This is a genomic window from Cysteiniphilum sp. JM-1, from assembly GCF_008711525.1.
Lineage (GTDB): Bacteria > Pseudomonadota > Gammaproteobacteria > Francisellales > Francisellaceae > Caedibacter.
Map to the genome: position 1 here is coordinate 19034 of NZ_VXKS01000016.1, position 12054 is coordinate 31087.

Genomic DNA, 12054 nt, shown 5'->3' on the forward strand with positions numbered 1-12054 from the left:
CTCATAAGCGCTAATCTCGTGTTAGCTAAAACTGTAAAGTAAATCATGGTAAACGTAATGGATATAAGCTCGGTTACATTGAATAATCTCTATGTTTTTAAAGCGGTTATTGAAGTCGGTTCAGTATCGGAAGCCGCTAAGCTTTTAAATAAGAATCAATCAACGGTAAGTGCCGCATTGAGACTGATTAGAAAGACATTTGGTGATGATGTGATGCAGACTCAGGACGGACGCTGTGTGGCAACTGCCAAGGGTTTGCAGTTATGCAGCTATATTGGTCATATTGTCGGGCTAGCAAAACACAGTAGTGTGCAATCTGAGAAAAAATGTTACAAAGTACTAACCAGTGATTTTTTCGCACTGTTATATATGCCTGAGTTTATTGAAGCCTGCAAAGTTCATGATATTGAAATCGAAATGGAAGTATTGAAGCTTAAAGACTTGAATAAAGCACAATGCGATGTGAGTCAATTTGATTTATTTATTGGTATGGAAGATCGTGTGTTAAGTATTCCAACGCAACCATTGATGGAAACGCAATCTGTTGTGATCACAAGTCAACAAAGTGATTTTGATAAAATGACTTTGGTTGATTATCTGCAGGCAAAACATATCACCATGCACGATAAAGAGACGCCTTATATTCGTCAAACTATCGGACATCATCCGCGCAGTAAGGTGGTGTTGTCTAACAGTATTTTGACATCGATGAGTTTATTAAGCAGTATGCCCAATACGGTGATGTCTACCGAGCATCATTTATATGAGTACTACCGTGATATTTTTAAGTTAAAGCGTGTCAATTTTGATTTTGCCTTTGAGAAAAAACTGGTTTTTTATAGTTGGCGCAAAACTGTGCATAGTGAAGAGCTGGCAAGGTTTTTTATGCAATGGTGGGAAGAGAGGCTGCTGTTAGATCAGGTCTAAACTTCTACATCTTACTGTCCTTGATTGGGTGACAAAGCAATAGATGGTAGAGGTTTAACGAAATAGACTTGCGCCAACCAAGGTGATTACAGCGACAATCAATAATATAATTGCGCTAATAATTTTAATACCTGCAGCACGTGATGCATTACGCCATTCACCGTGCTTAAGTCCCCAGAAATTAGACATTAAAATAATAAATGTCATAAATAGTGGCCAAGCAATAATCGGGCCCAAAGCGCCTAGGATTTGTGAGGCCTTGGCATAACAAACCGTTGATTCAAAAAACATCACTGCCATGGCAATAATCAACAGTTGATCTTTTAAGGTCATTTTTTGTGTGGAAACGGCTTGGGTTTGACGTTGAGTCTTAGCATTTAACATCGCAAAGTAGATAACATAAGGTATAAAACCGCCAACAAATACAAAAAACCACGGCAATATCGCAAGAATGAAGGGGCTATTCACTTCATTTGTCAGTGTGGCATATGCACTTAATGCATAGGCATAGCTAGCCCCTTGCAGTGCGGAGCTTATTCCTGCAAAAATTGTAATTAAAATGGCAAATAATGCCACCTTAGTTGCTTTGTTGGTTGTGTTAGTTAAGGTTTCTTTCTCACGTTGTTGTGCGGCAAGTCCTGCCAATAATACACCAACCAATAAGAAAACAACCGCTACTATTACTAAACTGACAAATCCCGTGCTTAACTGCTGTTGTGGGAAGAATATCAGTGGGATAAGTGTACCACCTGCCGTACCAATACCAATATTGATAACAAAAGCGACACCAATACCAATATGTTTAAGCGCAACACTTAAACAAACCATGCCGATACCCCAGATTAAACCGGCAATCAGTGGAATAGCAATTGCAACGGTAGGTACCTGCAGTAGCAAGCTAAAAAACGCCGGATAGACTATCAAGAAGGTCACAAGGGGGATAATAATAAACCCCCAGAAAGCAAAATTAAGCCACATCTTGACTGGGTTAATTTGCATATGTTTTGTTGGGGTGGCAAAGCTGCCGTTTAAAATGCCCGCTAAAATCGAGAAAAATAAAGCGCTAATAATCGTCATTTAAACCTCCATGGCAGTTTGTTGTTTTTGTGGCAGATGCATGCCTTTAGCAAAGCATAGTGCACCTTCCAAAGCAGTGTTATAACCCAGTTGAGACAGTACAAGCTTTGGTGCCTTAACCAGTTTTAGCTTTTCATTTAATACTTTTTGCGCATGATCCAATAAAGCCTGTCCACCACCTAAAGCAACACCGCCGCCAAACACGATGATTTCCGGTGATAAAATTGTCGCGATATTACGTAAGCCTTGCCCTAGGTTATAGCCAACTTCCGACCACTCTTGCTTATTTAAATTCTCTGCTGATTTTAGATATAAGCGCTTAATGCCATTGCCTGAAACCATTGCTTCCAAACAATCATTTGCACCACACTCACAAATAATGCGTTGCATTATAGTATCGCTGTCGTAGCAGGGCAAAATAGCTTGGTGTGCAATTTCAGGGTGCGACAGACCCTGATAAATTTTGCCATCAATTAAAAACCCGCCACCCATGCCGGTGCTTAGTGTGATGTATAAAAAGTGCGATGCTTGATAATTTCCTAGATAATATTCCGCGATTGCAGCAACATTGGTATCCACATCGACATAAAAAGGGCATTGCCAACGTTCTTCCATAATGCGTTTAAGCGGGATGTTACGCCATTGTGGTTGATGAAGTGGTGAAACAATGCCTTTATCAGCATCTAATGGACCACCAATGGCAGCACCAATACCTTTGATGTGATAATTGGCGGCTGCCTTTTCAATCAAAGTGTGTAGTAGTGAAATCCCTTCGTTATAATCTAGCGGTGTTGCTTCATTGTATAAGGCAATCTTATTGCCATTGCTATCAATGGCTTTGACCATGGTCTTTGTCCCACCGATGTCTAAGCCAATATAGCAACCCGTTGACTCCATTTTGTATATATCCTTAAATGTTTGTGTAATTAGGGCTATAAGATACAACTAAACGTAACAAAACCAAAGGCATTGTTACGTTTAATAATTAGCGTTGAAGAGGTACTTGAATATTACAATAAATGATAATCAAAAGTTTTTCTTAAGGCATCTTGCATTGATACTTTAGGTGCCCAATTAAGGTGTGTCTTGGCATTCTCAATTGACGGCACGCGGCGATCGACATCTTGATAGCCTTCGCCGTAATAGTCCCCTGCAGTTGTCGCAATAATCTTAGTATTCTCAGCGCGTGCTTGATACTCAGGATAACGTTTCATTGCATTAACGGTTAACTCTGCGAGCTCTTTAATTGAGTATTCATTATCTGGATTGCCAATATTAAAAATACGGCAATGTGCTTCGTTATCACGTTTTTTAACGATTTCAATCAAAGCATCAATGCCATCATCAATATAGGTAAAGCAACGACGTTGTGTGCCACCATCAACCAGTTGTAAATCTTTACCATCGATAATATTTGAGACAAATTGTGCTAATACGCGTGCGCTGCCTTTTTTAGACGATTTGATTTCATCTTGCTTCGGACCAATCCAGTTAAATGGTCTAAATAATGTGTAATTAAGTCCTTCTTGCATACCATAGGCGTGAATGACACGATCAAGTAGCTGTTTAGAACAAGAGTAAATCCAACGTGGCTTATTGATGGGGCCCGTCACTAAAGCGCTGGTTTCCTCGTTAAATGGAATGTCTTTGCTCATGCCATAGACTTCTGAAGTCGATGGGAAAATAAGATGTTTTTTGTGCTTAACACATAGCTTCACAATATCAACATTTGATTCATAATCGAGCTTATAAACAAATAATGGATCAGAAACATAAAGCGCCGGGTTGGCAACAGCAACGAGCGGGAAAATAACGTCACATTTTTGGATATGTTCTTCAACCCATGTCATATTCTCAAGTACATTATCTTTAACAAAGTGTAAACGTGGATGATCTAGAAACTCAGTAATTTTATGATCAGAAAGATCCATACCATAAATCTCCCAATCAGTATCCTTCAAAATTTTTTCCACCATACTGCTGCCAATAAAGCCATTGACGCCTAAAACTAATAATTTAACAGACATATTGTTACCTTTTTTATTCACTTTCTTTTCTATTCTCAGTGGGTGACTTATCTTTTGAATCAGTCGTTGTTATATAGTCTTTGATAATAAATCGTGGTCGTTTACGTACTTCTTCATAAATCCGCCCGATATATTCGCCAACGATACCAAGTCCCATTAACAGCATGCCAATGAGGAAATACATGATCGCAAAAAGCGTAAATACGCCATCAGCATCAGGACCAAAGGCAAGACGTTTAACAATCAGATAAATAAACAACAAGATACTCAAAAATGACACGATTAAACCAGTCATTGTAAAGAACTCAAGGGGTGCCTTTGAGAAATTGGCAAAGAAGTCAAAATTATAACGAATTAACTTATACAAGTTATAGCTTGATGTGCCTTCTACACGAGCGGCATGGCGCACACCAACATCAGTTGGGTTAGATGAAAAGCTATGTGCTAGCGCGGGCAAAAAAGTTGAGTTCTCACCGGTAGCAACAACGCGATCAATTACTTCACGTGTGTAAGCTCTAAGCATACAACCCTCATCAACCATATCAATGCCGGTTAATTTTAAACGCAGTGAGTTATGCAGTTTCGAGACAAATAGCCGCCATTTTTTATCTTGGCGATCCATGCGATAACCACCAACCACATCGTGACCTTGCTCGATTTTCTCTAACAATAATGGAATATCTTCTGGATAATTTTGCAGATCAGCATCCATGGTTACGATCACTTCGCCATCAACATGCTCAAAGCCTGCCATAATTGCCATATGTTGACCAAAGTTACGATTAAAATTAATTACCTTAACTTCATTTGGGCGCTTGTCATGCATCTCACGCAATAGTTCGATTGATTTATCTTTACTACCATCATTGGTAAAGATGACCTCATATGGTTTGTTAATGGCATCGAGTGCCGGGAAAAGACGTCCAAAAAGCGTAGGTAACACTTCTTCTTCGTTGTAGATCGGAATTACTACACTTAAATAAGGCTTAGTCATATTAGCTCCTTAAGCTCTTAATATTTTATCGAGTGCGTCAAGCACATCATCTTGTTCGGCAAAGGTCATATCTGGGAACAGAGGTAAGCTAATCACATGAGCACCAATTTCCTCAGCATTGGGGAAATCACCTTTTTTAAAGCCATATTTATTAGCGTAATAGGGGTATAAATGCGCGGCTTCATAATGCACGCCACAACCGATATTATGCTGTTTTAACTGAGTCATGAGCTCATCACGCGTGATTTTAACAACCTGTGTATTTAAGGTTGGCGCAAACAAATGCCATGCATGCTTGTGCTCAAACTGTGGTGCTTTTGGCAGGATGAGTGCGTCAAAATTTGCAAGCTTTTCATAATAACGCTTTGCTAGTTGCGTGCGCTTCTTAATGAAACCGTCTAGAGCAGGTAGTTGGTGTATGCCAAGTGCTGCTTGCAAATCCATCATATTATATTTAAACCCGGGGTAAACGATCTGATAATGCGCACTGCCTTCTTTGCCAAAACGATTCCACGCTTCACGATCCATACCATGAAAACGTGTCAAAGAAATATGCTTAGCAATCGCATCATCACGTGTCACGACACATCCGCCTTCACCAGTGGTCATGTTTTTATTCGGATGAAAGCTAAAGACTTGCATATCACCAAAGGTGCCTAGCTTTTTGCCTTTATACTCAGCACCAATCGAATGCGCAGCATCTTCAATCACGGTGAGATTGTACTTCTTAGCTAATGCGTAAATAGGATCTAAATCCACGGGTAAGCCAGCAAAATGCACGGGCATAATGACTTTTGTGTTAGGTGTGATTGCTGCTTCAATTTTTGTAACATCAATATTGTAAGTATCACGTTCAACATCAACAAGCTTAACCTTGGCACCAACAATTTCAATGACATTTAAAGTGGCAGCAAAAGTCATTGGTGTCGTGATTACTTCGTCTTCTGGCTTTAAATCAAGTGCCAATAAAGCTAAATGCAATCCGGCAGTTGCGGAATTTAAACATAATGCATGTGGTGCGTTATGGTATTCTTGAAGCATGCTTTCAAACTTCTTAAGCTTTGGTCCTGTTGTTAACCAGCCGGAGCGTAAGCTCTCAACGACATCGGCAATCGCTTCTTCTGAAATGCTTGGTTTGGCAAAAGGTAAAAATGTATCTCTCATTTATTTGTCTCTATTACTGATTGATGTTGATTTATGGTTTTGCAACCAGATAAACGCCTAAAATAATCACGAAAATTCCGGCAATACGTGTTGCTGTCAGAGTTTCCCCCAATAAAAAATAACCGGCAATTGCTGTTACAATATAACCAATAGACACCATTGGGTAGGCTAAGCCAACAGGCACGCGTGATAGCACCATCAGCCACACGACAACACTGATGACGTAACACATAAGCCCTAGAATGACGAAATAATTCGTCGCGACCTTCCAGCCAATTGGCCATATGTTGGCAAGTGTGAAACTAAACTCTCCAATGCGATCCATGCCAAACTTTAAAAACAGTTGTGCTGAGGCGTTTAAAAGCACACCAAACAACAATAGACTCCATACAACAACGGTCATTTTTTATTACCCTCTTATGACTTAAATAAAAGTTTAAGCCCAAACCACATTCAATAGGCTAGCATTGTAATGGCTTTAAGGGTTAAAGACAAACACATCGCATTAAGAAACAGAAAAACTAATCATGAGCGCTTTTATAAGCTTTTTGTTTTGACTCTGATGAATGTATTCGTGACATTTATTGACTCCCATTACTTAGTCTGACTATTGCATGCATAACCGAGCTATAGCTAATTTTTTCTTGTTCTAAACGTAAGTTTTGAGTATAGGTATTTCCCACAAGTTGTTGATATAAATGCTCTTCATCAACTGTTAGACGCAGTAATTTGCGATGCTCAGGCTTTGGCTCAACACCCCAAAATTCGCTATGTGCCAATAGAGTTTCTTGATCCATTAATAAGCTTTTAACTTTGGGGAATTTTGCACGCAATTGATCTAAAATAGCAAAGCCATGTGTATCAATATCTCCCCAATAATAGATATTCATGTCATTTAACCAGGAGACTTTTGCAAGGTGGTCAAAACCATACCCTGCACCAAATATAACCATACTATTGGTCAATTGAGGAAAAGATAAGAAATTGATTTCATTCTCTGTGATAAAAACATTTTTTAAGCTGTGCTGTATTTGCGGTAAAGATATCAGTTCCTTAAAATCATTATCTGCTAAAGTGAAATCCTGCTGTTTACCCAAGATAAACTGTAACTGTTGATCCAATAATCGAAAGCGCACGAATAAGGGTTTGGTTTTAAATCCCAATTGCTTTTCAAAGTTGCGACTATTGAGTAGTGATAAATCTCTCTCAGTAAGCACTAATGGCAGCATCTGTAGCAATAGTGCCTTGTTACGTTCAATAAACTTAGTGTCAACTGTTGCAATATCGACCTGCCTAAGATAAATATTTGGATTGGGATTTTTCTTTAACCAATTGATTACTTTAAGTAGACGAGACCAGTCATCTGCAATCTCCAATGCCTTTAACGGATATTTTTCAAGCCATAGCAAAAGCGCGGGTTGAACTTTATGTGTGTAGGTAATCATTTTGCTAAATTGTTGATACGCTTGAAATTTTCCTAGCCATTTGACAGCACTTTCAAGATCAGGAATCGATGCGCCGCAAGGGATGGTGTTTTCGCCCAATATACGATGGTTAATCGTCTTAAAATCAATGTCGGGGTAGTGATGTGCTTTGATTTCAGCAATCCATTTTCTCACCTCATCAAAGCGATCTACTAGCTCTTGAGTATTAGGCTTTTTAAAGCTTAAGCGTTTTGGAAAGTAGCTTTCATCAGCTAATATACTTCTAAGTAATGCACCGCTATTCCATAGTTTTAGAGCTTCCTGTCGCAAGCATTTAGGTGTTGTCCACTGCATTTAAGTCACAGTATCTTCTAAGGCAAGCACTTTGGCTTTTTCTTCTTGATATTCACGAATACTTAGATTACGCACTTTGGAAGATTTGCCACCTTCATTATGCACAAAACCAACATTTGACACATGTGGTTCAATAATATGAATCTTTTGGAGTGGTGTGACAATAAGCAGCTGCAAATTGAGCTTTTTAAATAACGTCAAACCATATTGCGCTGACTCATCAGAGCCACGGCCAAATGCCTCATCAATAACCACAAAGCGAAAGGTTCGCGATCTCGTATTTGTCCATTCCAAGCCAAATTGATAGGCTAAACTTGCAGCAAGAATGGTGTAGGCTAGTTTTTCTTTTTGTCCACCTGATTTACCGCCTGAGTCAGAGTAATGTTCAAACTCAGTATCATCTTCATGCCAACGCTCTGATGCTGAGAAGTTAAACCAATTACGTACATCGGTGACTTTAGCGCTCCAACGCTTGTCTTGATCACTCAAGCCCTCTCGTCCACGAAAACGCTCAATAATCTGCTTAACCTGTAAATATTTTGCCTCGGAATATTGCGTATCATCAGAGCCTGTGAGGCTTCCTTCAGTACAAGCGCGCAGCTCACTCTGGAAATTACGAATATCTGCATCTTGTGTTACAGACGCCTCTAATAGAATATAACGCCCAGGATTATAATCGATCTGCCCTAAGGAGTTATTGATCTGCGTAATACGCTCTTTAATTGTTTCACGTTCACGATTAAGCTGTGACTGAAAGTTGGCAATTTCACGAATGGTATTTTCATTTAAAAGCTCTTTAAATCTGGCCTCAAAGCGCGGCAAGTCATCCGCTTGCAAATTATCAAGCATAGCCTGATATTCATGATGTGCCTCAACGCTAGCATCAACCTCTTGTGTCTCCAATGGATAGACATTTTTATAATGGCTCATCGCTTTGATAATTTTCTCTTGTAGTAAACTTAATTTGCGACTTTCATTATCAATCTTTTTCTGCAAATAGCCTCTGAGTTCCTGTTCTTTATTATCACATGACTCAAGCGTCAAATTATGTTCAGCAAAGGCTTCAACGCGTAGCAGTTCTACTTGTTCAAAATAAACACTTGCTTGTTGGCTATCTTCTTGTGCTAAAAATTCATCAATTATTTGCTTAAGATCATTGATGTCAGCTTGCTTTTGTTCAGCTTTGGAGCGAGAATCTTTTTCTTGATCAAGCTTTTGCTCCATTTCAATTCGCGCATCTTCTGTTTGTTCAAGCTTTTGTGAGAGCATCTTTAGCAAATCAGAGGCGGATTCTAGTGCCTTTAATTCATCACTTAATGCATCGACTTTTAAGGCAACAGGTTTAAAGTCAAACTCTGAAAAACGCTGATATTCTTCTAGCTTACTTAACGCATTTAAGCTATTGAGTAATGCTTTTTCATCTTTTTTGAAGTTACTAATTTCTAAAGCAAAATCAGCCATTTCGGTTTCAAGTATTCTTTTTTTAGATTCGAGTGCTTGAATCTTTTGTTTATTGCTCCAACCAAGGACATAGCGACTTTGATCAGCTAATGCAAAACGATCATCTTTCTCATGGCGCTCATTACCGCCTTTAGTTTGACCATTTTGTGTGATCGCTTTTTTCTCACGTCTGAACTGCTCTTGTGTGTCGCAGCAGGCTAAGTCAAAACGATGCATTAACTCATTTTCAAGCCAGATATAAAACGGTGAGTCTGATTTGATCGACAGTTTGTGTACTAATGAATCCGGATGTAGGGAATAGGAGTTAGTGGTGCTGCGCTCACGTACCCGATAATATACAATACGCCCTTTTAAATGTGTTTGGTCAACCCAATTAGCGACTGCGGCATAATGTGCCTCAGGAACCAATAATGACAAGCCAAAGTTACGCATCACACGCTCGATGGCGCCTTGCCATGACTTTTCATTTTCTCTGACTTGTAGAAGTTCACCGGCAAAGGGAAGATCTTCTTCATTTAAATTCAGCGCTTTACAGATATCACTGCGAATATTGATTTGCGCTTGATCAATGTTACTCGTTCGTTTTTTTAGGTGATTAATGTCTTTTTCTAGCGTTTGATACTGCTCTTTTATCCGTAAAAAAGAAAACTCTGTTTCTTTGAGGTCATTACTTAACTGAGCTTGCTGATTCAGCATTGCTTCTTGCTGCAATGAGAGTTGGTCTCTTAGTGTAATAAAGGCTGCTTCATCGTCAACTGGACTTAATTCAAGCAAAGCCAATAATGATTTAAAACGTTCATATTTGCTTTGTCTATTTTGACAAAGTTCATTGGCTCGTAGAATTTCTTGCTTCAAATGCTCAATACGATTGCCACCATTTTCGGCAATTTGCTGTTTTAGATTAGTCTCATCTTCCCTATTTTGTTGAATTTGAGTTGTTAATCGCTCTATTTTGGCATGGGCGCGATTTAGCTCAACTTGTATATTATCAAGACGTTTTTCAGCAAGTGTCTTTTTGTGTGTCCAAAAAAATGGCTTTAATGCATCTCGGCAAGATTTCAAAAGATCAATCGTTGCAACTTGCTGATTAAATTGCTGGCAATTATCCGTCAGCGGCACTAATAACTCAATTTGATGCTTGGCTTTAAGTACCGCACTATGAGCATGATTTAAGTCGTCAAAGTGGTCGATCAATGCTTTAATACGTTGATCAACTTCAAATGGCTCTAGCATATGTTGGCGCACAAATTCTGTAAGATTCCCAACAGATTTCATCGAAACAGTTTGATGAAACAAATCCAGTGCCTGCTCATTATCAATCCCAAAACGACGGCGAAACCATGCGCTATATTGTGGGAAGCGTTCCATAAGCTCATGACCTTCATCTCTTAATCGCTTCTTAAGTTTCGTTATCTCGGTGCCAAAACGACTGAAGTCTTGTGCAATTGATAGCTCGGCTTCAGCGCCGACAAAAAACCGCTCAGGTTGACCTTGAATATCTTTCATCCAAAAGACTTGAGCTAAGGTAATGACTTGATTGAATCCCTTGTTACGGAAAACACCCAAAATCACTGAATAATTATTGTGATCACGCAAAGCGACAGGCTTTGCTTTGCCACTTAGATCGTTGCGCTCTGATTTATAATGTCCCAAAACATAAGATCTTAGCGAGCGTTCTTTGGTGTCAGCGCCAGCAGCTTTATTGTATGCAATGCGTTGCGCTGGCACCAATAGCGTTGTCACAGCGTCAACTAAGGTTGATTTGCCAGAACCGATATCTCCGGTTAATAGCCCATTTCTACCATCTAACTGCAAACGCCACACTTGCTTATCAAAGGTGCCCCAGTTATAGACTTCAAGTCTTTCCAAACGAAATCCACTTAAGCGAACATCTTCTAAATCGTCAAAATCTTCGATCGTTTCTAAGTTCAACTGTTCAGCCATTATTTCTTATCCTGTAAATATTGCTTGTATTCAACAAGTTTATACTCAAACTCTGCCAACCATTGTGCGTCGACAAACGCCTTAATAATACGCTTGACCTCATAACGTGCTTCAGTTGCTTGAGTGCTTTGCTTGAGTTTATAAAGAAAGCCCAGTTCAACTACTTTGTTGATATGCTTTTCAATTTGGTCGGTGAGTTTTACCTCATTGCTTGATTCCGGCAAAAACACCTTTAACAGCTCAACAATCTCTGCTTTTGTTAATATCAAACGTGTATCTGAACCTGAAGCATCAAATTCAGCGAGCTTCTTACGCAATAGGGCAAGTAATAAACTTACTGCAAATGACAGGGGTCTTCTGGCAAACAAGCGCAACTCTGGCGAGCTTTTAGTAGTAGCTATTTCACTTTCTTGCTGTTCATCTTGTTTTGCGCGCAAAAAGGCATAACCTTCTGCTTCATCTAAGATTAGTTCCAACCCCAAAATGTCGACATAATCACAAATTTGTGCATGTAAACGAATCAAAGCGCTCCAACGCTTTGGATCGGTATCTTGATAAATAACACCCTTTAACAGGCTAATAACAATCACAGATAGTCCAACTGTCTGTGATTTGTCTTGTTCTTGAATATCATCTAAGTCTAAGCTTAACTGTTCACTTTCTATTGCCATTTCTCTGTACA

At 39.3% G+C, this 12054-nt stretch carries 10 protein-coding genes; 1 reads left to right on the forward strand and 9 read right to left on the reverse strand.

Going from position 1 to position 12054, the window contains the following annotated elements; genetic code table 11:
• Window positions 1–57 precede the first annotated feature (57 nt).
• On the forward strand, window positions 58–927 hold the full coding sequence (locus F3D68_RS07970; protein WP_191092759.1) for a LysR family transcriptional regulator: 870 nt from the start codon (window positions 58–60) through the stop codon (window positions 925–927).
• A 54-nt stretch (window positions 928–981) separates the two neighbouring features.
• Here F3D68_RS07970 and F3D68_RS07975 read toward each other — a convergent pair whose 3' ends face one another.
• From F3D68_RS07975 to F3D68_RS08015, 9 genes are all read right to left on the reverse strand, one after another.
• Window positions 982–2004, reverse strand: coding sequence for an L-rhamnose/proton symporter RhaT (locus F3D68_RS07975; RefSeq protein WP_151193915.1), 1023 nt, complete (start codon window positions 2002–2004; stop codon window positions 982–984).
• Window positions 2005–2901, reverse strand: coding sequence for an ROK family protein (locus F3D68_RS07980; RefSeq protein ID WP_151193916.1), 897 nt, complete (start codon window positions 2899–2901; stop codon window positions 2005–2007).
• A 113-nt stretch (window positions 2902–3014) separates the two neighbouring features.
• The gene (locus F3D68_RS07985) at window positions 3015–4031 is read right to left on the reverse strand and encodes a bifunctional UDP-4-keto-pentose/UDP-xylose synthase (protein ID WP_151193917.1); all 1017 of its coding nucleotides are present in this window, start codon (window positions 4029–4031) and stop codon (window positions 3015–3017) included.
• A gap of 13 nt (window positions 4032–4044) precedes the next feature.
• The gene (locus F3D68_RS07990) at window positions 4045–5025 is read right to left on the reverse strand and encodes a glycosyltransferase (protein WP_151193918.1); all 981 of its coding nucleotides are present in this window, start codon (window positions 5023–5025) and stop codon (window positions 4045–4047) included.
• A 9-nt stretch (window positions 5026–5034) separates the two neighbouring features.
• Window positions 5035–6189 carry a DegT/DnrJ/EryC1/StrS family aminotransferase gene (locus tag F3D68_RS07995; RefSeq protein ID WP_151193919.1) on the reverse strand — a complete coding sequence of 385 codons (1155 nt, stop codon included), beginning with the start codon at window positions 6187–6189 and terminating at the stop codon, window positions 5035–5037.
• Between the two features lie 31 nt (window positions 6190–6220).
• Window positions 6221–6592 carry an EamA family transporter gene (locus F3D68_RS08000; RefSeq protein ID WP_151193920.1) on the reverse strand — a complete coding sequence of 124 codons (372 nt, stop codon included), beginning with the start codon at window positions 6590–6592 and terminating at the stop codon, window positions 6221–6223.
• A gap of 178 nt (window positions 6593–6770) precedes the next feature.
• Window positions 6771–7967 carry a Wadjet anti-phage system protein JetD domain-containing protein gene (locus F3D68_RS08005; RefSeq protein ID WP_151193921.1) on the reverse strand — a complete coding sequence of 399 codons (1197 nt, stop codon included), beginning with the start codon at window positions 7965–7967 and terminating at the stop codon, window positions 6771–6773.
• Entirely contained in the window at window positions 7968–11372 is a 3405-nt protein-coding gene (locus tag F3D68_RS08010; RefSeq protein ID WP_151193922.1) for an ATP-binding protein, read from the reverse strand. It abuts the gene before it with no gap.
• Window positions 11372–12043, reverse strand: a complete 672-nt coding sequence (locus F3D68_RS08015) for a DUF4194 domain-containing protein (protein WP_151193923.1) — start codon at window positions 12041–12043, stop codon at window positions 11372–11374. The genes F3D68_RS08010 and F3D68_RS08015 overlap by 1 nt, the downstream gene beginning before the upstream one ends.
• Between the last annotated feature and the right edge of the window lie 11 nt (window positions 12044–12054).